The organism is Flavobacterium sp. JAS, assembly GCF_020991455.1.
Lineage (GTDB): Bacteria > Bacteroidota > Bacteroidia > Flavobacteriales > Flavobacteriaceae > Flavobacterium.
This window is the reverse complement of the sequence record NZ_JAJMOX010000007.1, coordinates 263,099-288,055: the sequence shown is the minus strand read 5'-3', so window position 1 is coordinate 288,055 and position 24,957 is coordinate 263,099. Positions and strand designations below refer to the sequence as shown.

The following is a 24,957-nucleotide window of genomic DNA, read 5'->3' as shown; positions in this document are numbered from 1 at the left end:
TTGTTTTACAAAAAAAAGACCGCCATTTAAGACAGTCTTTTATACATTACATACTTTTCAGTTTCTTCATAAAGACAGGAAACACCTCGTTTAATTCGTCAAAAAGAGGATTATTGCGATGTTTTAATTTTATTTCGCTGAACAATTTCAGTCCGAGTGCAAATTGCGTTGCTTCGTGCGGATTTTCAAATAAGTTTTTGTCTTTTATTTTTTCGATGATGCCAAATATTTCATCGTGATTGTCAAATTCTATTCCGAGTTCTTTTGCAGGTTCGGTTTCACCGTTTGCATATTCCTTTAAGCTTAATGTAAGGGAGTATTTATTTGATCTTTTTTCCATGTAGTATTATATTATAATTATTTCAACCATTTGTCTACTATGGTTTTAAAGGTTTCCTTGTATTGTTCGCCAACTGTTATTTCGGCTTTATTAACGAAAATTGAGTTTTTACTGATGGAGCTTATTTTATCTAACGAAACAATGAACGAACGATTGATACGCATAAATTTTGAAGAAGGTAATTTTTCTTCCAACGCTTTAAGCGAAATTAAAGACATCAGTGACTTCTGAGAATCTTCAAGATGAACTTTTACATAATCCTTTAAACTTTCGATATATAAGATATCTTTCAAAGAAATTCGAACCCATTGATATTCTACTTTCAGAAAAATAAATTCGTCATCTGCGGTAACAGAATGGAAATGATTTGATGCTTCTTCAGACAATTGTAAAACTTTATTAGCAGCTCTTAAAAACTCTTCATAACTAAAAGGTTTCAATAAATAATCCACAGCATTTACTCTGTAACCTTCAATGGCATAATGATTGTAGGCTGTTGTAAAAATGATTTTTGGTAATGGTCCGGGTTGTTCCTGCAAAAGTCGGGCAAGCTCCATTCCGGTTAAATTGGGCATGTTTATGTCCAGAAATACAATATCGGGTTGTTGTTCGCGTATTAGGCTCATGGCTTCAACGGCATTATCACAACTGCAGGCCAATTGCAAAAACGGGGTTTGCTCTATAAAGGTTTCCACAAGTCTCAAGGCAAGTGGCTCATCGTCTACTGCTATACATTTTAATACCATCATTGTTCTAAAGTTATTTGCAGATTTACTTTGTATTTCCCATTTTGGTCAATACCGGCTGTCATAAAATGCTTGTTTGGATAAATCAAATGCAATCTGCGTTTGGTATTTGTCAGTCCAATTCCGCCCTGATCAGTAAGGGATGTTTTTTCAAAAAAAGTATTTTCTACCTCAAATTCAAGATCGGCTCCCTTTTGCTTTAGCGAAATATGTATTTCGCTTTTATCAGTTGCATTTACGCCATGTTTAAAGGCGTTTTCCACTAAAGGAAGCAATAACATTGGAACGATAGGATAATCGTGAATTTTCTCTGGAATATCTGTTGTTATAGTTAGCTTGCTATTGGCACGAAGTTTCATTAAAGCAATATAATCTTTCATGAATTCTCCTTCTTTTAGCAATGTAGTTCGTTCGCCTTCTGTACTATAAAGTAAATAGCGCATCATGCGGCTCAAGGTATGCAGCGCACTTCGGGAATCTTCAATATTGGTGTAGGTAAGGGAATAAATACTATTGAGCGAATTAAAGAAAAAGTGAGGATTAATTTGCGCTTTTAGCATCGCTAGTTCAGCCATAGTTTTATCCTGCTCGAGTTTTTGTTTGTGTTGTGCGGCTTTTTGCCAATGTTGGAGCATGGCATAACTTGTACTGATTCCTAATACCAGTAAGGTTAAGCTAAAGACATAATTATCAAAATAGTTATTTCGGTATTTTTTAAATCCTATAAGAGCAGCAAGCTTGTTATGAAGATCTGTATTTGCATTATATAAATAAGAAATGAGCTGCATGGCAAAAATGAAGCATAATACCCAAAATAGAAACGGACCAATTTTGTCTTTTATAATTGTTTTTGGGACAACCACTTTGGCATTATAATAAAAAATAACAATCATAAAAAATAAGACAATAGTCTGCCAAAGCCAGAATATCGTTGGAAGCATTATATTCCAGGTAAGGGGTATATAAAACAACTGAATATATCCTAGTAGTATCCAGGCAAGGATATGCAATCCGGTTGACATATACGGTTTAAAAAAAATGGGTTTCATTATAATTTATGATTTTAAAGGCAATATTACATTTTATTTGTATTCGATGGTCGACCAATCGCTCAAAACGGAATTACAATCCATAAAAACCATTTTAGAACCGATGAGCCTCTATCAAAAATACATTTTTTAATCGATTCAACTTTTATCGGTTCTTATGGCATATCTATCGATTGTGTCCGGGGCTACGTCTATTTGAAAAATTTCGCGTGAAGAGTTTTAGTTCTTTTGCTTCTTAATAAATAGATAATCTCATATTTGATCAAAATGAATAAGCAATCTTTTTTAAGCATTCTTGCCTTGTCAGTTATCATCGCTTCATGCGGAAATAAAAATGACAAATCGGCTCAGGCCGGAGGCGCACCACAGGTTAAAGAGTATAAAACGCTGACTTTAGAGCCTAAATCAGCGACCTTGTATACTGATTTTCCCGCAACTATTCAGGGACAGCAAAATATAGAAATCCGCCCGAGGGTAGAAGGATATATTGATAAGATTTTTGTTGATGAAGGCGCCGTTGTAAAGGCCGGACAACCACTGTTTAAAATCAGTGCGCCAGAATATGAGCAGGAAGTTCGTACAGCATCGGCAAGTATAAAAAGTGCTCAGGCAAGTTTAAGCGCAGCAAAACTGGCTGTAAATAAAGTAAAGCCGTTGGTCGAGAAAGGAATCATTAGTAAATATGATTTAGAATCGGCGCAATATACTTACGAATCTGCTTTGGCAACATTAGCCCAGGCAAATGCAAGTTTAGTAAATGCCAAAACTAATTTGGGATATACCACCGTAACAAGCCCTGTTAATGGAGTTGTAGGTTCAATTCCGTTTCGTTTAGGAAGTTTAGTAAGCTCCAATACTGCCGATCCTTTGACTACGGTTTCAAGTATTGGTAATGTCTATGCTTATTTTGCATTGAATGAAAAAATGCTTTTAGGTTTTACACAAACTGCTGCCGAAGGAAGCTCACTGGCTCATGTAATTAAAAAAATGCCAGCCGTTTCATTACTTCTTTCAGATGGTTCAACTTATAACCAAAAGGGATTTATAGAAACCGTAAACGGATTAATTAATACTGAGACAGGTTCGGTTACCTTTAGAGCACGTTTTCCCAATCCAAAAGGAATTATAAGAAGCGGAAGTAGTTCAACAGTAAAAATTCCAACAGATATAAATGAAAAACTACTAATTCCGCAAAGCGCCACTTTTGAGCTTCAGGACAAAATGTTTGCTGTTACCGTTGGAAAAGACGGAAAAACTAAAAATGTTGCTATTAAAGTCTTAGAAAATGCTGCCGGAAATTATTATGTAGTAACCGAAGGGTTAAAAACAGGCGATCAAATTGTATTAGAAGGAGTTGCCGCATTAAAAGACGGAAGCGAGATCAAACCTCAAAATCAGAGTCAGGAAACAGTTTACGCTGAATTAAAATAAAAAAAAATGTTTAAAATATTCATACAAAGACCTGTTCTTTCCACAGTAATATCTGTTATTATTGTCATTCTTGGGATTTTAGGACTTATTGAGCTCCCTATTTCTCAATATCCTGATATTGCCCCGCCAACAGTAAATGTCTCCGCAAGTTATACAGGAGCTAATGCTGATGTGGTTTTAAAAAGTATTGTGATTCCGCTGGAAGAGCAAATTAATGGTGTAGAAAACATGACTTACATGACTTCTACCGCGACAAATGACGGAAATGCATCCATAAAAATCTTCTTTAAAGTAGGAACAAATCCCGATTTAGCAGCGGTAAACGTTCAAAACAGGGTTTCGAGAGCCACTAGTTTATTGCCGGTAGAGGTAACTCAGGCGGGTGTAACGGTAACCAAGAGTCAAAGTAGTAACTTGTTGATTTTCTCTTTATATAGCGATGGTAATGCCTATAGTCAGACTTTTCTCCAAAATTATGCTAAGATTAACCTTGTTCCACAAATTCAACGTGTAGTTGGAGTAGGAGATGTAACGGTTTTTGGAGCAAACGATTACTCGATGAGAATCTGGCTCAAACCAGATGTAATGCAACAATACAAACTGATTCCGAGTGATATTTCGGCTGCTTTGGCAGAACAAAATATAGAAGCGGCACCAGGTAAATTTGGTGAGAATGGAAATCAGGCTTTCCAATACGTAATCAAATACAAAGGGCGTTTAACTAGCGACAAGGAATTTGGGGATATCATCATTAAATCGATTGGTAACGGACAAATGTTACGTTTAAAAGATGTTGCTAAAGTAGAACTTGGATCGTTAAGTTATGCCTCAACCACTAAAACAAACGGTATAGAATCGACAGCTATGGCCATTAGCCAGACCCCTGGATCTAATGCCCGTGATGTAATTATCAATTCTAAAAAACTAATTGAAGAAGCTGCAAAGAGTTTCCCAAAAGGAGTAAAATATACCATTCTTGTTGATGTTAACGAAAATCTGGATGCTTCTATCGAAAAGGTAATTCATACTTTAATTGAAGCTTTTATATTGGTTTTTATTGTGGTTTTTATCTTTTTACAGGATTTCAGATCAACATTAATTCCGGCAATCGCGGTTCCGGTTGCCATTGTAGGTACGTTCTTCTTTTTGAATTTATTTGGGTTCACCATTAACTTATTAACGCTTTTTGCGATGGTTTTGGCCATTGGTATTGTCGTGGATGATGCGATTGTCGTTGTCGAGGCGGTACATGCCAAACTGGATCATGGTTATAAATCGTCTAAGAAAGCTACCATTGATGCCATGGATGAAATCTCGGGTGCGATTATTTCGATCACACTTGTCATGGCGGCGGTATTTATTCCCGTTACGTTTATTAACGGATCTACAGGGGTTTTCTACAAACAGTTTGGTATCACATTAGCCGTTGCGATTATTCTCTCGGCCATTAACGCCTTGACATTAAGTCCTGCATTGTGCGCCTTGCTTTTAAAACCGCATGCAGAGGATCACAAACATCAAAGTTTTATTCAGAGATTCTATACTTCGTTTAACGTTGCATTTGATAATGTAACGGGTAGATATAAACGTTCCGTTCAATTTCTTTCGGTTAAAAAATGGATTGTATTAGCGGCTATTATGATTTCGAGCGCAGCATTATTCTATATGATGAAAACCACACCTTCAGCTTTTGTTCCAGCGGAAGATCAGGGTACTGTTTTTGCCAATATTAGCTTACCGCCATCAGCTTCTATGGAACGTTCTGATGTAATTGCCAAGAAAGTAGACAGTATTGCCAAAACGATTCCTGGGGTTAAAAATACGCTTCGTATTGTGGGGCAGAACTTTACTGCAGGAGCGGGAAGTGCCTACAGTATGGTTATTATAAAACTCGAAACGTGGGAAAAACGTGATTTAAGTGTTAATGATGTAATTGGTCAGCTTTTTGCCAAAACCAGCGGAATTCGTGAAGCTAATATTTTCTTTATTTCGCCACCAACAATTTCAGGATTCGGACAAAGTGGTGGATTCGAATTTCAATTGCAGGATAAAGGCGGACATACAACGGCAGAGTTTTTTAAAGTAAATAATGAATTTTTAGAAAAACTATCAAAACGTCCGGAAATACAATATGCAACAACGCCATTTAACCCTGGTTTTCCACAATATATGATGGAAATTAATTTGGCCAAAGCCAAAGATGCAGGAGTTCCGGTAAATACAATTTTGTCAACAATGCAAGGGTATTACGGTGGATTGTACGCCTCGAACTTCAATAAATTCGGAAAACAATATCGTGTTATGGTACAGGCTTCTCCGGAATTCCGTACCAATACAGAAGGACTAAATAAAATCTTCGTTAGAAATAGTGCCGGGGTAATGGCTCCAATTACTGAGTTTATAAAAATGACCAGAGTTTTTGGACCAGAATCAATTTCTAGATTTAACCTGTTTACCTCTATTTCGATCACAGGAGCACCAAATCCGGGATTTAGTTCAGGAGATGCTATTAAAGCCATTCAGGAAGTGGCGGCAGAGAATCTCCCGGCTGGTTATGGTTATGAATTCTCCGGATTAACACGTGAAGAATTAGCCTCAGGAAGTGAAACTATTTTCATCTTCATATTGTGTCTAGTGTTTGTTTACTTCTTGTTAAGTGCACAATACGAGAGTTATATATTGCCATTTGCAGTATTATTGTCGATCCCCTTTGGACTCGCAGGAGCTTATTTGTTCTCGATTATATTCAAATTAAACAGTAATATTTATTTGCAGATTTCCTTAATCATGTTAATTGGATTGCTGGCCAAGAACGGTATTTTGATTGTCGAATTTGCTTTGGAAAGAAGGCGAAAAGGAATGCCAATTGTACAAGCTGCAATTGAAGGAGCCGTAGCGCGTTTGAGACCAATTTTAATGACTTCATTTGCCTTTATTTTAGGACTTGTACCGTTAATGTTTGCTAGTGGAGCAGGAGCTGTGGGAAATAAATCAATTGGTACAGGAGCCGTTGGAGGAATGTTAATCGGAACCATTTTGGGAGTATTTGTGATTCCGATATTATTTATCATTTTCCAGACTTTACAGGAAAAAATCAGTGGTCCTGCCAAAGATGGTTATGACGATGAGGATGAAGAGGAAACACAACTAATAGATGCTCATAAAGAGTAATAATTTAATTAATACAGAGATGACTCATAGTTCAAATAAATATATTGTAATGGTAATTGCGGCCACTCTTTTGAGTGCCTGTGTTACCCAAAAATACGAGCGCCCCAAAACGATATCGACCGATAAGTTGTATCGCGATCAGGCTTCTGCTGATTCTACTACCCTGGCCAGTATGCCTTGGCAAAGTGTTTTTAAGGATGAAAAACTAAATGCTTTAATTCAAAAAGGATTAGATCAGAACCTCAACTTAAAAAATGCCATTGAAAACATCGTTCAGTCGCGCGCTTCTTTGCGTCAGGCGAAATTAGCGTATTATCCAACGCTGAATATTGATGCTAATGCAACACGCAGCAAACAATCTGAGGCTGGATTGAATTTTCCGGCAGGAATTAATATCAATACCTTGACAACAACTTACAAATTAGGTTTGAGCACCTCCTGGGAAGCGGATATTTGGGGCAAACTAAGCAGTTCTAAAAGAGCCGCTTTAGCCACTTATCTTTCTACAGATGCGGCAAAACAAGCCATTCAGACGCAGCTGATTTCGGACATTGCCAACAACTATTTTTTATTGTTAGCTTATGATAAACAATTAGAAATTACAAAAGCAACCTTAGAGAGCCGTATTAAAAATGTTGAAACTATTAAAGCTTTAAAAGAAGGTGCAATAGTTACAGGAGCAGCGGTTGTACAAAGTGAAGCCAATCAGCATGCGGCAGAAGTATTGATTCCGGATTTAAAAAGAAGCATTCGTGAGACTGAGAATGCCCTTAATATTTTATTGGGACAGACTCCGGGAACAATCGAAAGAGGAACATTGGGAAATCAGGTAATTCCAGAAAATCTTGCTGTTGGATTGCCGGCTCAATTGCTGGAAAACCGTCCGGATGTCCGTCAGGCGGAATTTAATTTCAGAACGGCTTTTGAAACGACAAATATGGCTAAAACCTATTTTTACCCAAGTTTGACATTGACAGCAAGTGGAGGATTCTCGAACCTGCAATTGACGGATTTTTTCAGTAATTCTGTTTTTTATTCTTTGATTGGAGGACTCACACAACCACTTTTTAATCAGGGATTAAATAAAGCCAGATTAACCACAGCACAATCTAAACAAGTACAGGCGTTAAACAATTTCCAACAAAGCCTTTTGGTTGCGGGACAAGAAGTTTCAAATGCTTTGTATGCGTATGAAATGGCCGTTGAAAAAGAAGATTCAAGAAAAAAACAAATTGAAGCATTGATAAAATCAGTGGATTTTACCCAACAGCTTTTAGAATATAGTTCGGCTACCAATTATACAGATGTACTGACATCTGAACAAAACTTATTGGCAGCTCAATTGAGTGGTATCAATGATGATTTGCAAAAATTACAAGCAGTTGTTGATTTGTATCGTGCTTTAGGTGGTGGATGGAAATAGACTTTTGTCCTCACTGTTAATTAGGTTGTTAAAACGAAGAACTTCTGCTTTAAGCAGGAGTTTTTTTATGTTCAATGTTTTTTGAAGTATATAAATTGAAACATTGATTTAAGATCATACTATAGAAATGATAATTTAAATATTTGTTAATCAGTGATTTGATAATTTTTTGTGAGAATTTTTATATTTTTATTTCATTGAGTTTTAAATGAGATTTGTATCTTTAATATGTTAAAATCTTACAAAATAAAATTATTGTTTAGCTAATATCTGACAGAATGAATACAAATTCAAAAAGTTAGAACATTCTACAATGTTAGGTAATAATCTCTGACTTCAAAACTATAAATCAAATATATTATGGAATTAGAAAAATGGTACCCTCTGATCAAACAAATTGATGATTGTTTTCTGGCTCTTAATGGAACTAATCTTCCATGTCCGGGTGATATTAAAGATCGTTATAAATGGCTACATGAACAAGCAAATTATAGTATACTTGGAGTCGATAATAGTGCTGATTCTATTTTTATTTATGCCAATCAATATGCTTTGTCTTGTTTTAAATATACACATGAGGAATTATTGTCGCTTCCATCAAAATTAAGTGCTTCAGAAACAAATAGAGCCGCGCGTGCAGTATTATTTGAAAAAGTGAATCAAAACGGAATTGTTTATAATTATTCAGCTCCACGTGTGGATAAATATGGAAATAGTTTTACCATTCACGATGCAATCATTTGGAAATTGGAAGACAAAAGTGGCAATGTATTGGGACAGGCAGCACTTTTTCATTCCCAAAAAAGAGAATCTGTATCATAGATAAACTAAAACTTAGCTTTAAACTTCTTGATCTTAAAGTTTTTTGACTTTACGATTTTTCCATTATCGGTAATCATTAAGCAGCTGTACTGAGGATATTTTTGAAGCAGAATAAGTCCTTCTTTTTGGCCTAAAACCATAAGAGAAGTACTTAATGCGTTTGCCGTTTGGGCATCGGGACCAAGGACAGTTACACTGCACAATCCTGTGGCCGGATATCCTGTGGCCGGATTGATGATATGCGAATAACGAACGCCATTAAAGATGACAAATTTTTCATAGCTTCCCGAAGTGGTAATGGCGTGTTGCTCTAAAGGTATAGTCGCCAAAAGCTTTTCAGGATCAAACGGATTTGTAATACCAATTTTCCATGGATTTCCATTGGGTTGTTTTCCCCAGGTACTCATATCTCCCGAGCCGTTTATAATTCCGGCTTTTATGCCTTTTGCAAGCATCATAGCGCGGCATTTATCGGTTGCGTATCCTTCGCCCAAAGCGCCAAATCCGATTTTCATTCCCTTGAGTTTTAGAAAAATAGTCGATTGTACACTATCGAGAATAATGTTTTTGTAACCTACTTTTTCCACTGATTTTTTTATGGCTTGCTCAGAAGGCATTTGGGTCATCGATCCGTCAAATTTCCAGATTCTGTCCATTGCGGCAAAGCTTACGTCAAATCCGCCCTTTGTAGCCTCAGAAAACTCAATGGCTCTTTGTGTTAATTCAAAAACTTCTCTGTCAACTCTTACGGGACGAATTCCGGCATTTTGATTTACTTCAGAGACTTGTGAATCTGGTTTCCAGTCCGAGATTAGATTCTCAATTCGAGTAATTTCAGCAATAACAGCATCTATATTTTTTTCCGCATCAAGGGAATCATTAGCCACAATAGTAATGTCAAAACGTCCACCCATAAGCAGTGTGGTTCGTTTTCGTAAAACTTGTGAATTTACTGAAACGCTAAATAGTATTGCAAAAAAAACTATTAATGACCTTGAGATTGATTTTTGAATTGACATAAATTCTTTTTTATAAACCACTAATAACAATCGGTTAAAACCTGACCATTTTCTTTATAATCTAAAATGCTTTTGATTTTCTTTGCCAGGCATAAATTATCTAAAATCGATTCTACATCTTTTTGCATTGCCAGAGAGCCACAAATCATAATTACTCCGCCTTGTTGTAACAAATCTATAAAAAAGTCAGCATCACGCTTGATCAAATCCATCACATAATAATGATTTGCTTCGCGCGATAATGCTAAATGGAAACTCTCAAGTTGTTTTTTCTGGATCATTTCCGATGTAAACTTTTTATACCCCAGAATATTTTCTGTTTCTATTCGAAAGCCAGAATACAAATGGGTTTCTGTTTTTTTCTTATTCTGTTCAATCATTCCCAGAAAAGGAGCAATCCCTGTTCCGTTAGAAATCAAGGCCACTTTAGAGGCTCTTTTAGGAAAATGAAAAGCATGATTATTGATGATTCTGGCTTTGATGGTATTTCCCGGTGCAAGATTATTTAGAAATCCCGAACCTAATCCATCCGGATGTAATTTTACCACCAGTTGAATATTTCCCGAATGATTTCCAATGGAATAAAGACGCTCCCTGGTGTCATTTGCAGGATAAATTGCCAGTAAATCACCAGAGGTAAATTTAGCTCTTATATTGGCTCGTAAGGTAACGAGAAAAGTTTGTTCGGTTTCTGAAACCATTGTTTTATCCAGAACCATTAGTTTTGATAAATCTTTTGGCGCATGATTGTACAATGAAGGTGTTGTTGCTAATGGAATTTCAGTTTTGGCACTCCATAATTTTATCCAGTCTACAAACTCTTGAGCCGATTTATCGTTTACGGTTTGTAAGTCCAGGAAACGTTCTGCCCAATCTTGAGTAGACAAAAGCTCGTCAATTTCCAGCGCAAAACCACAAAAATCAGGATAAGCTTTTGAACCAAAACCAACAACCGAAAAATTGACTTTCTGTTGTTGATTGTATTTCTTTAAAACAGATATAAATTTATTTGCGTTAGAGGGCGCATCGCCTAGTCCGTGGGTTGAAGAGAAAACAATAATATGCTGAGCCTTTGGAAAAAGCTTATAGTTATTCAATTCGGCAATATGAGCTTTTTCTCCACGATCAATTAATTGCTTCTGAATCGCATTTGCAAAACGCAATGTGCTTCCGTTTTCAGAGCCAGCTAGTAAAATGTATTTACTTTCATCGGCTCTAAATTTATTTTTAATCCGGCTAGACCTTCTTTTTAAGGTAATAGCAAAACCGGAATAGATAAAAAAGAGGATATTAACACAGGCAATGGCAAGGATTATAGCCCAAATTGTGTTTATTCTTCCGGTATGAAGATCAAGGCTTAAATCAGCAAATTGAGTTGTCATTGGCGAGAGTTTCTGCGTAATTACAGCCCCTGTTATCTGATTAACTTCAATTTCTCTGTCTTTTAGTTCAATGATATAATATTCCTGGGGATCATCAGTAAAAGGAAATTCGATTTTCTTTACATCAGCCAAAAGTGTCGTTTTAAATACATTTTGGGCAGTTCCATTTTTGGGTGGCACTAGAGTTTCTGATTTTTCTTTTTCTTTGTTTTTATCCATGAAAAAGTTAAATCTCTCCAGAGATAAATAAGTTCCGGTAAGGGCAATAATGAGAATCGGAATCAAGGCTAATCTTCCCAAAACAACGTGGTAATATTGAGCAAAATACTCTTTTATTACTTTGGAAAAGAAATTACGAATTCCTCTTTGTCTGCTCAGAACCAGAGTAAAACCTGAAATAGCAATCAGTACTAATAAAAAGGAAATTGCACCAACAAAAAAACGCCCTGTTTCATGAAGAAACAACGAACGATGTAAACTGGTTACCCACTGAATAAACTCCGTTTTTTTTACTGGTTTCCCTAATGTTTTTCCCGTTTTTGGATTAATATAAGCATTAATATCCTGACCGCCCTGATCAATTGCCTGTAGGGTTACAAACTCATTGTAATCGATGCTTAACTCGGTAATTTCGGGATATGTCTTTTTTAAAACGCGAAGGGTTTCTCCTAGGGTTATGGCGTCAAAATTTTCTACTTTATATGGGAGTGTTTTTTCCTGAACTGCATCTACTGCCAAAATAATACCCGTTAGAGATGCCAAGAGTAGAAATAAAGAAGAAAACAAAGCCAAAGCTAAGTGTGTGTAGCGCCAAAAAGAGAGAGTCATTGAGTGTAAGCTAAAGGGTAATCAAATGTGTATTAAGCTTTGTCAAAGTTTTAAACTTTGACAAAGCTTGTTGGGATAAGGTATTAAATTTTGTTTAATCTCACATATCTTATATAACCTTTACCTTCTGTTTTATCAGCAAGACCCTGGGTTGTAAGTGGAATTTCAACATCAGTTACATGATATTTTTGATCTTCAACCGCCGATTCAAATCTTAATTTATATCCTTTATTGATTTTAGAATCTTCAATTTCTATTGTGGTAATGCTGCGATCTCCACCTGTAACAGATGCTCCGGTTTTTGCACTGATATCTTCATGTTTTTGAGCCTGGAATTTATTCCATTCTTTGAGTGATTTGTACCATTTTTTATCGTCGCCCATTACATAAAGTGTTTTTTCGTAATCTCCTTTTGGATTAATTAACGAAACTACAATGTAAGCGCCTTCTCCCATATAATTTGACATCTGAAGCATACATTTGTATTTGCTTTGTGCTGATACCTGAAACGAAATTAGACAGATTAATGCAGCGGTAAGGGTTATTTTAAATATTGATTTCATTAGAATTTTAGATTTTAGAGTTCAGATTTTAGATTGATTGGAGTTTAAAAAAGATTGGAATTTTATAAGACCTTTATTTTAAAAAATCAATAGATACATTTTGTTTGGTCAAAGATTCGTTTTCTTTTGCCAATGCATAAGCGCTTTCATCAAATTCTGTTGTAAGGTCTTTTTTGGCACCTATCGAAATTAAGTATTTTAAGATTGAATCGTCTTTGGCAACCATTGCAGCTTTGTGCAGTGCCGTTAGACCGTCTTTGTTTTTAGCATTTACGTCGATTTTTAAATCGGCTAATTTTTTTAGCAAAGATAAATCGTTTTTGGCAACAGCAAAATGATATAAAGTGCTTGCGTCTTTTTGTGGGGCCGCAAGATCCAATCCTTTTTCCTGCAGCAATTTTACTTTAGTATCAAAAGATTCTTGTTTTGGTCCGGGTTTGAAAGATTGTACCAAATAAACGCCTAAATTATTACCATCTTTATCTGTTACTTTTACATCTGCACCTTTTGATAAAAGAGCCGAAACAGCTTCTGGAGTTCCTGATTTTACAGCAATTGTCAAAGCAGATTCTCCTTTTAAATTTTGCAAATTAATGTTTTTTGCTGTTGGCAATAATTGCTCTAAAACACCATTTTCTCGGGCTCCTGCAGCAAGCATAAATGGAGTATTTCCTTCTTTGTTAACTTTATTTACATCAGTACCTTTTGCTAAAAAATAAGCAATAATTTCTTTTTGATTTGGTTTTGTAGCCAGAAAATGCAGTACGTTTTGGTCAGATTTGTTAGTTGCTGTAGCTTTTATTTTTAGTTCTTCAACTAAAAATTTATACACTTCAAGCGAAGTTGTTTCTCTACGATTTCCCTGACTTGCAATAAGAAGTGCAGCAGCTGTATATTTTACTTTTTGGTCTAATATCTTTTTTAGAAGCGTAATATTTCCTGTTCTGGCAGCATAATCAAATGCTGTATTTCCATCTGCATCAACATCTTTTAAAGACAATCCTTTTGTGATAAGATAGTCTGTAAGGGTAAGTTCTTTATCATAGGCAATTGCCATTAGCAATAGATTTGAACCATCGGCATATTTCTTCTTCGGATCGATTCCTGCATTAAAAAAAAGCTCATAAAGTTTAGCATTAGTTTGTCCGCTCGAAGCAGCAAAAGCAAGCGCAGTAGTGCCGTGACTGTCTTCAAGGTTAAGATCTGAACCCTTTTCAATAAGATACTCTGTTAGCTCAACATTTCCTCTATAAGCTGCCCAGTGCAAATAGATACGATTATCGTGAGTAGATTTATTTAATGGATTTCCCGGTTGCTCTAACAGGAACTTTATAGTTGTAAAAGGGGCATCATTATTAATGGCGATAGTGGTAACATCAAATGCATTTGCGTTGGCTTCTGATGGGCTATTTCCTTTAGCGATTTCTGTTTTAAGGGCTGTAAGATCTGGTGCTGTTTTCCAATAAGACGCTTCCAATAAAGTGTTTTTTTGCTGAGCACTAACAAATAAGGTTGTGGCTAATGCGAAACAAAGAAATATATTCTTTTTCATATCTAGATATTTATTGTTTTAGGATTGGTTCAGGTTTAATTTTCTAATAGAATTACTTCGTTATAAAGCAATCTATTTAGAATAAATAAAAATAACGCAAATGTAAAAATTAATCTTAGTAAAGCAATTTATTTAGCTAAGAAAGTCCAATTTTTAATGTTTTTTTTAAATTTTGCAGTTGCTTTGTTTAAGAACGTTTTATTTGTGAATCGTAAGTTATGGCCTTAAAGAAAAACGCTCACTTAAAAATGTGGTGCGCTTTCTTAAAAGGTTTATTGGAAAAGGCTTAAAATCCTTGTGTTTTAGTTTAATGTGTTTAAAATTAATTCGTTGAGAATAAGAAGCCATGGTTTTACATCTACAATACGATTTAAGCTAATGTTTGTTTTGATCACAAACCAGCGTTTAATATTTTTTTAAAAACTATAATTTTGTAGTAAAAAGTTTATGTTTTAAACTAAGACTGTTGATAACTGTTTTTATCCTAAGGTGGTTTAAAGCCATATTTTGTGTTGATAACTTTATTTAGAAACAATACAAATAGCTATAAAATTGGAATTTAGGAAGTATTGTGCGTGTTGATAAAAAGAAAAATTCAAGCTGTTTTTAAAGGGCAAAATGCTGTTGATAATTGGTTGGTTTTTTAACATCAAAACGGGGTACAGAGAAGAACAGTGGCTTAATTTTGTAAATCTAGAAAACAACCTTATCCATGTAAAGCGATGTTTTTTTCTTTACAAGTCACCATTTAATACTTATCTATATGTCTATTTTCGATAAAAGAATCAATTATAAACCTTTTGAGTATCCAGAGGTATTACAGTTTACAGAAGCCATCAATAAAGCCTATTGGGTTCATACAGAAGTCGATTTTACTGCTGATATGCAGGATTTTCATTCGCATTTGAATCCTGCTGAAAAAACAGCCATCAAAAATAGTTTACTAGCCATTGCTCAAATAGAAGTTGCCGTAAAGAGTTTTTGGGGCAATATATATGAGCATTTTCCCAAACCCGAATTTAACGGACTCGGAAGCACCTTTGCCGAATGTGAATTCAGACATTCCGAGGCTTATTCTCGTCTTTTAGAAGTTTTGGGTTATAATGATCAATTCGAGAAATTGATGGAGATTCCCGTAATGCGTAAACGTGTGGATTATCTTTCGGATGTTCTAAAAGATACCAAATCACAAGACAATAAAAAGTATGTCGTATCGCTTATTTTGTTTAGTATTCTAATTGAAAATGTATCGCTTTTTAGTCAGTTTGCGATTTTATTGTCATTTACAAGGTTTAAAGGATATATGAAAAATGTGAGCAATATCATTGCCTGGACTTCTATCGACGAACAAATTCATGCCAATGGTGGTATTTATATTGTAAATAAAATACGCGAGGAGTTTCCCAATTATTTTGATGAGCAAACATTAACCCTGATTAGAGAAACAGTTAAGAATTCCATTGAGGTAGAAGCTGATATCTTAGATTGGATCTTTGAAGATGGTGAAATTGAAACCATCAAAAAAGCAGATTTGGTGAACTTCATGAAATTTAGAATAGATCAGAGCCTGACTCAAATAAATATTCCAACAATATTTAATGTTCCTGCCCAGGATTACAGAGCAATGGCGTGGTTTGAAGAAGAAGTTTTTGCCAACAGTCTGGATGATTTCTTTGCCAAAAGACCCGTAGAATATACTAAACATGACAAAAGTATTACTGCAAACGACCTTTTTTAATTAGCCCAAAACAATATGAAGACCATAGATACAATTACAGAAAATAGCGCTCCACTGAGTGATGCGGACAATAAAATGTGGTGGAAAAACTCTGAGAGTGAACAAATATTAAACCGAGGCTATCTTTTAAAAGGAGAAACTGTAGAAGGCGCAATTGATAGAATTTGTACCGCTGCAGCAAAAAGGCTTTACAAACCAGAGCTAAAAGATTCATTTGTAGAGATGATCGAGCGCGGCTGGATGAGTATTAGTTCACCGGTGTGGGCCAATATGGGAACAGAACGCGGTTTGCCAATTTCTTGTTTTAATGTACATGTTCCCGACGAAATCGAAGGAATTACACATAAATTAGGCGAAGTAATCATGCAAACCAAAATCGGTGGTGGAACATCAGGATATTTTGGAGAATTGCGAGAGAGAGGAAGCGCTGTAACGGATAACGGAAAGAGTAGTGGAGCGGTAAGTTTCATGAAACTTTTTGACACCACAATGGATACTATCTCGCAAGGTGGCGTTCGCCGAGGAGCATTTGCCGCTTATTTAGACGTAGATCATCCCGATATTGAAGAGTTTTTGAAAATTAAAAGTATCGGAAACCCAATTCAGAATTTATTTACCGGAATCTGTGTACCGGATTATTGGATGCAGGAAATGATCGATGGCGATAGTGACAAAAGACAAATTTGGGCAAAAGTTCTCGAGAGTCGTCAGCAAAAAGGGTTACCCTATATCTTTTTTAGTGACAACGTAAACAAGAATAAACCACAGGTATATAAAGACAAGAATCTACGTATAAACGCCAGTAATTTATGCAGCGAAATCATGCTTCCCTCTGATATTGACGAATCATTTATTTGTTGTCTTTCGTCAATGAATCTGGAGCTTTATGAGGAGTGGAAAGATACCGAAGCGGTAAAATTAGCCATCTTTTTCCTTGATGCTGTTTTACAGGAATTCATAGAAAAGACAGAAGGCAACTATTATCTTTCGGCAGCCAATCGTTTTGCCAAAAGACACCGCGCACTTGGACTTGGCGTTTTAGGCTGGCATTCGTATTTGCAAAAAAATATGATTCCCTTCGAAGGCATGGAGGCTAAAATGAAAACTACCGAAATTTTCCAGCACATTAGTGATAAAGCAGACAAAGCAACTCAGGATCTGGCCAGAATCTACGGAGAACCTGAATTACTAAAAGGATACGGGCGACGCAATACCACCACAATGGCTATTGCACCAACAACCTCATCATCGGCTATTTTAGGACAAACCTCACCTGGAATCGAACCTTTTAGCAGTAATTATTACAAAGCAGGATTGAGCAAAGGTAATTTTATGCGCAAGAATAAATACCTTAAAATATTACTTGAAGAAAAAGGACTTGATAACGAAGAAGTTTGGAGAGAAATCATGCTCAATGGTGGAAGTGTGCAACACATGAGTCAACTAAGTCAGAAAGAAAAAGATGTTTTTAAAACCTTTAAAGAAATCAGTCAGTTAGAAATTATTCAACAAGCTTCGATCAGACAAAAGTTTGTAGATCAGGGACAAAGTATAAATCTTAATATTCCATCTGAATTGCCCATCAAAGAAGTAAACCGCCTTCTTATAGAAGCTTGGCAATTGGGGATTAAAAGCCTTTATTACCAGCGCAGTCAAAGCGTATCAAAGGAACTTGTTGCAAGTCTTGTTACTTGCAGTAGCTGCGAATCATAAAAGTAAAAGCCGGATATTGAATCCGGCTTTTTTATTGTTATTTATCGAAGCAATTTTAAAAGATTATTATCTTCTGCCTCTGAATCCTCCGCCGCCTCTAAATCCTCCGCCGCCACCTAAACGGCCACCGTCTCTTTGGAAATTTTGAAAGTTTTGGGTTTGTGTCTGGCCACGATTTCTTGAGAATGCTGAGCGATCAAGATCATTTGTAACATCAGGGCGACCAGCTTCTCCCAGTGGTTTGTTAGGTTGCCCGAGTGTTTGGTCTGGTCTGGATAAGTTATCGCGTTGGATTCCTTCGCCCGCATTACGGGTTTCCCCGCCAAGATTTTGATCAGGTTTAGAAAGGTTATCATGTTGGATTCTCTCGCCTGTATTGCGGGTTGCACCGCCAAGGGTTTGATCCGGTTTGTTGCGTTGTATTTGGTTACCTGATTTTTTTGATGAACCCAGAGTACCTGCTTGCGTCCAGCCACCGTTGCCATTGTTATAATGACTCCAGTTTCCGTTTTGATCTCTTTTGTATACATGTCCGTCATGTCCTGCGTACAAATTATTATTGGTACGAACCGTAGTTCCTCCGCCTCTGTGGTGTGTAATTACACCTTCTTTTCCACCAGAGGTTTGATAACCAATTGCAGTACCGCGTCGTGTTGTAATATGACCTGTTTGTGCCCATTGATTGCCGTTTGTAGCTGCAGAATGACCCCATTGTGCATAAGCATTATGACCTTGAGCAGTTCTGGCATAATTTCCCGTCCACGGATTATAGGACTCTGCCACAGTACGACCTCCGTACCATCCTTGAACACTTGCAGAACGTCCGTATCTACCTGTTGCAGGATTATACCAGGCAGATGTTCCTGCAGAACCGTAAGGGCCGTAAACTCTTCTTCCTGCAGCCCAGCCACCCGTCCACGGATTGTAAACTGCTCCGCCTCCATAAGTGTAAGGCCAAGGGCGATAAATTGGATATAAACCTCCATAATAAATATATGGCGGATAGTAAAATCCTGTACCGTATGTTAATATAGCACCTACCGTTGCACCAATAATAAACGCGCCAAAATAACCCGCTGTAGTACTGCTTTGTACAGTTGTATCGGTTGTGGTTTGTGTCACATACGTCACATTGTATACAGGAGAACTTGGCGGAATAGTGTAAATCTCTTTAGGAACAGAATCAGCCGTTTTCCAGGGCCCATTTGGACTTGTAGAGATGAACCAAACTGCCTGAAAACACAAATAGTACAAATCGCCTACTTTTATAACCTTATCCTGAGTATTACTTGCATACTGCATTTTTGTACCTTCGATTGGCTTAAATTGAGGAGTTCCGTCATAAGTAACCTTTGCTTTTGCTTCTGCATCGGCTTTGTTTATAACGGCCATTGTTGGAACCTGAGCTAACATTACAGCATCCTGAGCTTCCTGCGTTCCGGGTACAGAAGCCAAAACATTGGCTCTTGGAGAATCTTTAGGAATTTTAGCAAAATCAGCAGGAAGTTTATTTCCGGCATACGTCCATGGTCCGGTTAATTCCTTAGATCCAAACCATCTTCCCGATAACAATACATAATATTGACCATTGCCTTCGCTGGCAAAAATATCATTTTCGGTATTGTCGATATACATCAATTTGGTTCCGGGTATTTTTACAAATTTTGGACTTCCGTTTATGGCAATTAATTCAGCTGGTTTGTTGCTGAAAAAAACTTCCGGTGCAGCGCCTGTTGATGGTGGTGGAATCATTTTTTTGACATCATCAAAGTTTTGACCTGACGGCAGACTGCTCAAACCAGAAGGAAGTTTTGTGGTTTTTACCCATTTTTCGTTTAAGTTTTTTGAAGTAAGCCAAATATTATCTGCCAGCAAATAGTAATCTTTGGATGTCTTATCAAAAAACAAATCCCAATTTGTATTGACCACATATTGTATATCTGTTTTTTCAACCGGTACCAAAACAGGTTCTCCCTGCACAATAAGCAATACTGCCGGATTTGTGCTGTAAAAAATTTGAGGAGGATCGTTCTTCGCAGTAATTCCTTTTGCTGGATTTTTGGTTTGATTTAAATCCGTCAGAATGCGATCTACTGAAATAGGATCGCCACCTTTTGGCAGCGTTTCCTTGAACAGCTTTTCCATTTCCGGAATTTTCTTTTCATCGAGTGCTGGAAATCGTATATCTGTTACCTGAATATTTTTAAGAAAAACGTTCCGATTATCTTTATCGACCAATGTTTGAGCTGTTAAAGAAGCCACACCCAAAACTTGTTTTCCATCTTTGGGAGTTAAAGAAAAAGCTAGTCTGGCTGTAATTTCTTTATAATCTTTCCAATCATCGACCTGAGGTTGATAATAAACCAATTTTGTGCCATTATTTGTAGTTTCGCGAGGCCAGCCGTTATCGGCAAGTGCACTAGAATCAGCAGCGGCAGATTGTGATGCTTCGGGATTTGCTGAATCTGGATTTTTTTCTTTCTTGCAAGAGAAAAAAAAGGAACTAACACAAAGTATAATTATTAGAATGCTTTTTTTCATAAATTAAAAATTAGATTACGATTTATTGAAAAATTTATTTTTATGATACGCTCATAAAATTGTTGCAGATAAAATTAAACGTACAAAAAATATAAAGCTATTAATCTTGGGATCAATTGGTTTCATTTTCTAAAATGAAACGACTCTTTATAGTTTTTCAAAAATAAAAATATCGTGAGAAGCCATACGTTATGCGATTCTAAAAGCTATCAGAATCGTATAAGACTATAAAAGGCAAAAGTAAATTTGTAAGTTTTTGATTTATTAATACTGAATAGTAGCGAAAAAAAAAGCCCAATTCAGACGAATTGAGCTTTAAATAAATATCTGGATTGGGTTTTATAAACTTTAGACGAAACAAAAGTTGATAAGACTAAAAAACAATCTTTTTTGATTAATGAGAAACGGCTTTAAGACCAATGATTGAACCAACCAGCGCCACCAGAAAAAACAATCTCCAAAATTCAGCAGGTTCTTTAAAAACAAAGATTCCCATTAATACTGTTCCTACAGCGCCAATTCCCGTCCAGACCGCATAAGCCGTTCCAATAGGCAAAGTTTCAGTGGCTTTAATAAGCAATAACATACTTACAGTTAGCGATACAAAAAAGCCCGCGTACCATAAATAAGCATCAGTACCAACAGCTTCTTTTGCTTTTCCCAGACAAGTTGCAAACGAAACCTCAAAGAGTCCCGCAATAATTAGAATAATCCAGTTCATATTGTTAAAATTTTATGTTGCAAAGTTCCTTCTCCTGACGCAAATAAAATTTAACAAATGATAAAAAATGAATTTATTTTATCTCGGCTCGTATTCTGCTTAAGCTAACTTGTGTAATTCCGAGATAAGAAGCAATATGTCCCAATTGAATTCTTCTAATTAATTCAGGATGATACGTTAATAATTCCAAATAGCGATCAGTAGCATTTTTAAATTGACGAGAAATCAAACGTTCTTCGGTTTTTACAAGTTCAATTTCGGCAAATTTTCTGCCCCAGTTTGCAATATGAATATCAGTTTCGAATAATTTTTGAAGATTTTCTTTCTTTAATTCATAAAGTTCACAATCTTCCAGAAGCTCAATATCTTCATATCCTTTTTCTTCCTGCGTATAGCTTTTCATCGAAATCACGGTTTGACCTTCTTTCCCAAACCAAAATGTAATTTCGCTATCATTCTGATCTACATAAGCGCGCACGATTCCTTTTTTTATAAAATAAATATTCGATTCGACTTTACCCGCATGTAAGAGAATGTGTCCTTTTGGATATTTTATCTCAGAAATATTTAGTTTTAACGCCGTTTTTGACGCTTGAGGTAATTTAAATATTTCGTCAAGAATTGTGTCGATTTCCATTTTGAAGATGTTTTGCCAAGTGATTTAATCTAAAACCCGACGCTTTATTAAAAAGCGATAAAGTTATAAAATTTACCCAATTGAAGCGTAAAAGAATCTTCGCATTATAAGAATCAAAACACATTTAATTTTAGTGTTATATCGTCAATGTTTTTAAAATGATAACGATATACAACATTTTTTATACTTCATAGAATGTGTAAAACCTTGTATTTATAGGGATTAGTGTATTAGGCACAATTCTAGTCTATTAGAAAGTATTTAACAACTTTTAAATATAAAATCATGAAATCAATTTCTAACCAAAATTTTTGGTCAAAAACTTCAAAAGGTTTCTTTGGCCTGTTAATAATCAGTTTTTTATTATTTGCATCCTGCATTAAAAAAGATGAACCTATAAAAGCTGCTGCCGAAGAATCAACTACAACAGCAGATTCAGCAGTAACAAAACCAGCAGATCCGCCGGCCAATTTTAAACATGAAACAGCATTGGTCAATGGTGTAAAGATTCATTATGTAATTGGCGGAAAAGGCGATCCATTAGTGTTAGTTCACGGTTTTGGTCAAAACTGGTACATGTGGAATCGCTTGCTTCCGGAACTTTCTAAACACTTTACCGTTATTGCACCAGATTTAAGAGGAGTAGGAGAGTCGGACAAACCAGAAGGTGGATACGACAAAAAAACAATGGCGACCGACATTCACGAACTGGTTAAAAAATTAGGTTACACCAATATCAACCTTGCAGGTCACGATATTGGTTTAATGGTAGCGTATGCTTACGCGGCGCAGTATGGCAGCGAAGTAAAAAAGATTGCTTTAATGGATGCTTTACTTCCTGGAATCGAGCCGGTTTGGTCAAAAGTTTCTGCCTCTGCATGGTGGTTTGGATTTTTTGCATGGCCAGCTTCGGGAGATATTGTTAAAGGAAAAGAGAAAGAGTTTTTGACCAATTTCTGGCCAATGGTTGGACACGTAAAAGATCCTTTTACACCCGAAGAAACAGCGGAGTTCGTAAGAGCATATGCGGTAAAAGATGCAGCAAAATCAAGTTTTAAATGGTTCGGGAATTTTCCGCAAGACGGAAAAGACAATCTGATCTTTATGAAAACAAAACTAAAAATGCCTTTGCTTGCCATGGGAGGAGAATATTTTGCGGCAGCATTTCTAAAAGATCACTCAAAATTAGTTGCTGAGAATGTAACCGAATCTAAAATTGCAGGTTCAGGACATTGGCTGGTTCAGGAAAATACAGCTCAGGTTCAAAAAGATTTACTGGCTTTTTTCCTGGCAAAATAACCTCATCATCGTAAAATAAATACCATGAAAACTAAAAATATTTTCTTAGGATTTACACTAGTTATATTGTTTTTCCTTTGTAATACGGCGGTATACGCGCAATTTCCAATGCCGGATCATGTCCCAATTTGGGATGCTAATAAAGTGGTTTTAAAACTGCATAAAATAGCAGAAAACGTTTATTCGGTAGCGCCACAAACTGCCGAAACTGAAACCACAAAAGGTATTGCTCAGGCAACTTCGGCAGGATTTATTGTAGGTGATAAAGGCGTTTTGCTCATTGAAACCATGTTGAGCAAACGACTTTACGATCAGCTTTATAAATTAATTAGATCTGTGACCGAAAAACCAATTGTTTATGCCATAAATACCAGCGATCACGGCGATCATTGTTTTGGAAATTATCTGCTTCCAAAAGAAACAATTGTCATTCAGAACGAATTTTGCAAAGACAATCTTTCTAAAAACTATGATAATATCAAACAGTTTATGATCATGCTTTTTGGTAAAGGAAGAGGAATCGAAGAAAGTGTTTACCGTCCCGCCGATATTACAATTTCAATCAATGAAACGATGAAAGTTGATATGGGAAAAGGAAATATCGTAGAGATTATAAATGTGGGAACGGCGCAATCTCCGGCAGATTTATTCGTGTATTTAAAATCGGCATCGGGAAATGTATTGTGGGCAGGAAATCCTTTTATTGCCGAGAGTCCAACAATTCCGTGGTTGTTTGACGGCTTTTTTCTGGAACCAGTTAACAATCTGAATAAAATTTATAATATGATTGGCGACAAGGATATTGTTGTTCCCGGTCATGGCCGAGTTACGAATAAAGCCGGCATAAAATATACAATTGATTATGTCGAAGCATTAAAAACAAATGTCGAAAATGCAGTTAAACAAGGACTGACTTTAGAGCAGACAAAAGCTACGGTTACGATGAAAGAATTTGATAAAGGTTACGAACTTTTTAACTGGCTTCATTTTAATTTCAACCTTCCAAATGCTTATAAAGACATTAAAGAAAATGGAAAGAAATAAGTTTCTATTCAGAAACAAGGAGAATAATAAATACAATAATGAACTTATGAAAAATCAAGATAAAACGTGGTTTATAACCGGAACATCCCAGGGAATTGGACTTATTTTGGTCAAACAATTATTGGCACAAGGATATAATGTAGCCGCAACGGCAAGAAATGCTGAATCGCTTAAAAAAGCAGTTGGCATTTCGTCGCCAAACTTTCTTCCACTTGAAGTAGATTTGGTCAATGAATCAAGTGTAAAGCAAGCAGTAAAAGATACTTTGGCAAAATTTGAATCCATAGAATATTTGGTAAATAATGCCGGATATGGTTTAATAGGTGGGATCGAAGAAAGCTCTGACAAAGAGGTACGCGCCAATTTTGACGTCAACGTATTTGGATTGCTAAATGTTACCAGAGCAATTTTACCACATATGAGAGCGGCAAAATATGGACATATCATTAATCTTTCCTCGGTATTTGGATTACTTGCCGGTGCTGGCTGGGGAATTTATTGCAGTACAAAATTTGCAGTAGAAGCAATTTCTGAAGCACTTGTACAAGAGGTTAACCCCTTCGGAATTAAAGTAACACTTATTGAACCGGGTTATGTTCGTACGAATTTTTTAAACAGTAGTTCACTCATTACCTCTTCGGCACCAATCGAGGCTTACACCGGAATTCGTGATGCAGTACGTTCGCATCAGGAAGATCTTCCGGGCAAACAATTGGGTGATCCCGAAAAAGTAGCAGCTTTAATTGTAGAAGTTACAAAATGGCCAGAACCGCCACTTCATTTATTGACTGGATCTGATGCGTATCAATTCGCTAATTATAAAATTGATTCTCTTAAAAACGAAATCGAAGCGAATAAAGAGTTTACTTTTTCTACCGATTTTGAAGCTTAAATTTTAAAAAAATAAAAGGTTTTTTATCCAAACTAATTGCACCAAT

The 24,957-nt window shown here is 36.2% G+C and carries 19 protein-coding genes; 9 read left to right on the top strand and 10 right to left on the bottom strand.

What is annotated here, in order from left to right; translation table 11 throughout:
* Positions 1 to 46: 46 nt before the first annotated feature.
* Genes LPB88_RS12345 through LPB88_RS12335 form a run of 3 tightly spaced genes read right to left on the bottom strand, consistent with a single transcriptional unit; the run spans position 47 to position 2,135 of the window.
* Positions 47 to 340: a DUF3861 domain-containing protein gene (locus LPB88_RS12345; protein WP_110836236.1), complete on the bottom strand. Its 294-nt coding sequence runs from the start codon at positions 338 to 340 to the stop codon at positions 47 to 49.
* A 17-nt stretch (positions 341 to 357) separates the two neighbouring features.
* A complete protein-coding gene (locus tag LPB88_RS12340) occupies positions 358 to 1,089 on the bottom strand; it encodes a LytTR family DNA-binding domain-containing protein (RefSeq protein WP_230715960.1) in 732 nt (243 codons plus the stop codon).
* Positions 1,086 to 2,135, bottom strand: a complete 1,050-nt coding sequence (locus tag LPB88_RS12335; protein ID WP_230715958.1) for a sensor histidine kinase — start codon at positions 2,133 to 2,135, stop codon at positions 1,086 to 1,088. Before LPB88_RS12335 ends, LPB88_RS12340 begins: the two co-directional genes overlap by 4 nt.
* A gap of 267 nt (positions 2,136 to 2,402) precedes the next feature.
* Between LPB88_RS12335 and LPB88_RS12330 the strand changes: the two genes are divergently transcribed.
* From LPB88_RS12330 to LPB88_RS12315, 4 genes are all read left to right on the top strand, one after another.
* Positions 2,403 to 3,566, top strand: a complete 1,164-nt coding sequence (locus tag LPB88_RS12330) for an efflux RND transporter periplasmic adaptor subunit (RefSeq protein WP_230715956.1) — start codon at positions 2,403 to 2,405, stop codon at positions 3,564 to 3,566.
* Positions 3,567 to 3,572: 6 nt separating this feature from the next.
* Entirely contained in the window at positions 3,573 to 6,737 is a 3,165-nt protein-coding gene (locus tag LPB88_RS12325; RefSeq protein WP_230715954.1) for an efflux RND transporter permease subunit, read from the top strand.
* A gap of 19 nt (positions 6,738 to 6,756) precedes the next feature.
* Positions 6,757 to 8,160 (top strand): efflux transporter outer membrane subunit, encoded by a 1,404-nt coding sequence (locus LPB88_RS12320; RefSeq protein ID WP_230715952.1) that lies wholly within the window; start codon positions 6,757 to 6,759, stop codon positions 8,158 to 8,160.
* Positions 8,161 to 8,520: 360 nt separating this feature from the next.
* Positions 8,521 to 8,982: an MEKHLA domain-containing protein gene (locus tag LPB88_RS12315; protein ID WP_230715950.1), complete on the top strand. Its 462-nt coding sequence runs from the start codon at positions 8,521 to 8,523 to the stop codon at positions 8,980 to 8,982.
* Between the two features lie 5 nt (positions 8,983 to 8,987).
* Here the strand turns inward: LPB88_RS12315 and LPB88_RS12310 are convergent, their stop codons facing one another.
* From LPB88_RS12310 to LPB88_RS12295, 4 genes are all read right to left on the bottom strand, one after another.
* Complete coding sequence (locus LPB88_RS12310) at positions 8,988 to 10,001, bottom strand: FAD:protein FMN transferase (protein WP_230715948.1); 1,014 nt, start codon at positions 9,999 to 10,001, stop codon at positions 8,988 to 8,990.
* 20 nt (positions 10,002 to 10,021) lie between these two features.
* Entirely contained in the window at positions 10,022 to 12,211 is a 2,190-nt protein-coding gene (locus LPB88_RS12305; RefSeq protein WP_230715946.1) for a PepSY domain-containing protein, read from the bottom strand.
* Between the two features lie 83 nt (positions 12,212 to 12,294).
* Positions 12,295 to 12,774 (bottom strand): DUF2271 domain-containing protein, encoded by a 480-nt coding sequence (locus tag LPB88_RS12300; protein ID WP_230715945.1) that lies wholly within the window; start codon positions 12,772 to 12,774, stop codon positions 12,295 to 12,297.
* Positions 12,775 to 12,847: 73 nt separating this feature from the next.
* Complete coding sequence (locus LPB88_RS12295; protein ID WP_230715943.1) at positions 12,848 to 14,326, bottom strand: ankyrin repeat domain-containing protein; 1,479 nt, start codon at positions 14,324 to 14,326, stop codon at positions 12,848 to 12,850.
* A 763-nt stretch (positions 14,327 to 15,089) separates the two neighbouring features.
* Here LPB88_RS12295 and LPB88_RS12290 point away from each other — a divergent pair.
* Together LPB88_RS12290 and LPB88_RS12285 are read left to right on the top strand one after the other, a co-directional pair.
* Positions 15,090 to 16,064 carry a ribonucleotide-diphosphate reductase subunit beta gene (locus tag LPB88_RS12290; RefSeq protein WP_230715941.1) on the top strand — a complete coding sequence of 325 codons (975 nt, stop codon included), beginning with the start codon at positions 15,090 to 15,092 and terminating at the stop codon, positions 16,062 to 16,064.
* Positions 16,065 to 16,079: 15 nt separating this feature from the next.
* Positions 16,080 to 17,777, top strand: a complete 1,698-nt coding sequence (locus LPB88_RS12285; RefSeq protein ID WP_230715939.1) for a ribonucleoside-diphosphate reductase subunit alpha — start codon at positions 16,080 to 16,082, stop codon at positions 17,775 to 17,777.
* Positions 17,778 to 17,843: 66 nt separating this feature from the next.
* Here the strand turns inward: LPB88_RS12285 and LPB88_RS12280 are convergent, their stop codons facing one another.
* From LPB88_RS12280 to LPB88_RS12270, 3 genes are all read right to left on the bottom strand, one after another.
* A complete protein-coding gene (locus LPB88_RS12280) occupies positions 17,844 to 20,318 on the bottom strand; it encodes a hypothetical protein (protein WP_230715938.1) in 2,475 nt (824 codons plus the stop codon).
* 394 nt (positions 20,319 to 20,712) lie between these two features.
* Positions 20,713 to 21,039, bottom strand: a complete 327-nt coding sequence (locus LPB88_RS12275; protein WP_230715936.1) for a multidrug efflux SMR transporter — start codon at positions 21,037 to 21,039, stop codon at positions 20,713 to 20,715.
* Positions 21,040 to 21,112: 73 nt separating this feature from the next.
* On the bottom strand, positions 21,113 to 21,676 hold the full coding sequence (locus LPB88_RS12270) for a Crp/Fnr family transcriptional regulator (RefSeq protein WP_230715934.1): 564 nt from the start codon (positions 21,674 to 21,676) through the stop codon (positions 21,113 to 21,115).
* Positions 21,677 to 21,961: 285 nt separating this feature from the next.
* Between LPB88_RS12270 and LPB88_RS12265 the strand changes: the two genes are divergently transcribed.
* The 3 genes from LPB88_RS12265 to LPB88_RS12255 are packed head-to-tail and all read left to right on the top strand — an operon-like array spanning position 21,962 to position 24,911.
* Entirely contained in the window at positions 21,962 to 22,975 is a 1,014-nt protein-coding gene (locus LPB88_RS12265; RefSeq protein ID WP_230715932.1) for an alpha/beta fold hydrolase, read from the top strand.
* Between the two features lie 24 nt (positions 22,976 to 22,999).
* A complete protein-coding gene (locus tag LPB88_RS12260; RefSeq protein ID WP_230715930.1) occupies positions 23,000 to 24,019 on the top strand; it encodes an MBL fold metallo-hydrolase in 1,020 nt (339 codons plus the stop codon).
* 46 nt (positions 24,020 to 24,065) lie between these two features.
* On the top strand, positions 24,066 to 24,911 hold the full coding sequence (locus LPB88_RS12255) for an oxidoreductase (protein ID WP_230715928.1): 846 nt from the start codon (positions 24,066 to 24,068) through the stop codon (positions 24,909 to 24,911).
* Positions 24,912 to 24,957: the final 46 nt, after the last annotated feature.

What these genes read in the sequence shown, in the direction of transcription:
- LPB88_RS12345 (WP_110836236.1), bottom strand. Translation starts at nt 340, where the DNA reads ATGGAAAAAAGATCAAATAAATACTCCCTTACATTAAGCTTAAAGGAA.
- LPB88_RS12260 (WP_230715930.1), top strand. Translation starts at nt 23,000, where the DNA reads ATGAAAACTAAAAATATTTTCTTAGGATTTACACTAGTTATATTGTTT.
- LPB88_RS12285 (WP_230715939.1), top strand. Translation starts at nt 16,080, where the DNA reads ATGAAGACCATAGATACAATTACAGAAAATAGCGCTCCACTGAGTGAT.
- LPB88_RS12295 (WP_230715943.1), bottom strand. Translation starts at nt 14,326, where the DNA reads ATGAAAAAGAATATATTTCTTTGTTTCGCATTAGCCACAACCTTATTT.
- LPB88_RS12290 (WP_230715941.1), top strand. Translation starts at nt 15,090, where the DNA reads ATGTCTATTTTCGATAAAAGAATCAATTATAAACCTTTTGAGTATCCA.
- LPB88_RS12315 (WP_230715950.1), top strand. Translation starts at nt 8,521, where the DNA reads ATGGAATTAGAAAAATGGTACCCTCTGATCAAACAAATTGATGATTGT.
- LPB88_RS12340 (WP_230715960.1), bottom strand. Translation starts at nt 1,089, where the DNA reads ATGATGGTATTAAAATGTATAGCAGTAGACGATGAGCCACTTGCCTTG.
- LPB88_RS12300 (WP_230715945.1), bottom strand. Translation starts at nt 12,774, where the DNA reads ATGAAATCAATATTTAAAATAACCCTTACCGCTGCATTAATCTGTCTA.
- LPB88_RS12280 (WP_230715938.1), bottom strand. Translation starts at nt 20,318, where the DNA reads ATGAAAAAAAGCATTCTAATAATTATACTTTGTGTTAGTTCCTTTTTT.
- LPB88_RS12335 (WP_230715958.1), bottom strand. Translation starts at nt 2,135, where the DNA reads ATGAAACCCATTTTTTTTAAACCGTATATGTCAACCGGATTGCATATC.
- LPB88_RS12305 (WP_230715946.1), bottom strand. Translation starts at nt 12,211, where the DNA reads ATGACTCTCTCTTTTTGGCGCTACACACACTTAGCTTTGGCTTTGTTT.
- LPB88_RS12270 (WP_230715934.1), bottom strand. Translation starts at nt 21,676, where the DNA reads ATGGAAATCGACACAATTCTTGACGAAATATTTAAATTACCTCAAGCG.
- LPB88_RS12275 (WP_230715936.1), bottom strand. Translation starts at nt 21,039, where the DNA reads ATGAACTGGATTATTCTAATTATTGCGGGACTCTTTGAGGTTTCGTTT.
- LPB88_RS12330 (WP_230715956.1), top strand. Translation starts at nt 2,403, where the DNA reads ATGAATAAGCAATCTTTTTTAAGCATTCTTGCCTTGTCAGTTATCATC.
- LPB88_RS12325 (WP_230715954.1), top strand. Translation starts at nt 3,573, where the DNA reads ATGTTTAAAATATTCATACAAAGACCTGTTCTTTCCACAGTAATATCT.
- LPB88_RS12255 (WP_230715928.1), top strand. Translation starts at nt 24,066, where the DNA reads ATGAAAAATCAAGATAAAACGTGGTTTATAACCGGAACATCCCAGGGA.
- LPB88_RS12320 (WP_230715952.1), top strand. Translation starts at nt 6,757, where the DNA reads ATGACTCATAGTTCAAATAAATATATTGTAATGGTAATTGCGGCCACT.
- LPB88_RS12310 (WP_230715948.1), bottom strand. Translation starts at nt 10,001, where the DNA reads ATGTCAATTCAAAAATCAATCTCAAGGTCATTAATAGTTTTTTTTGCA.
- LPB88_RS12265 (WP_230715932.1), top strand. Translation starts at nt 21,962, where the DNA reads ATGAAATCAATTTCTAACCAAAATTTTTGGTCAAAAACTTCAAAAGGT.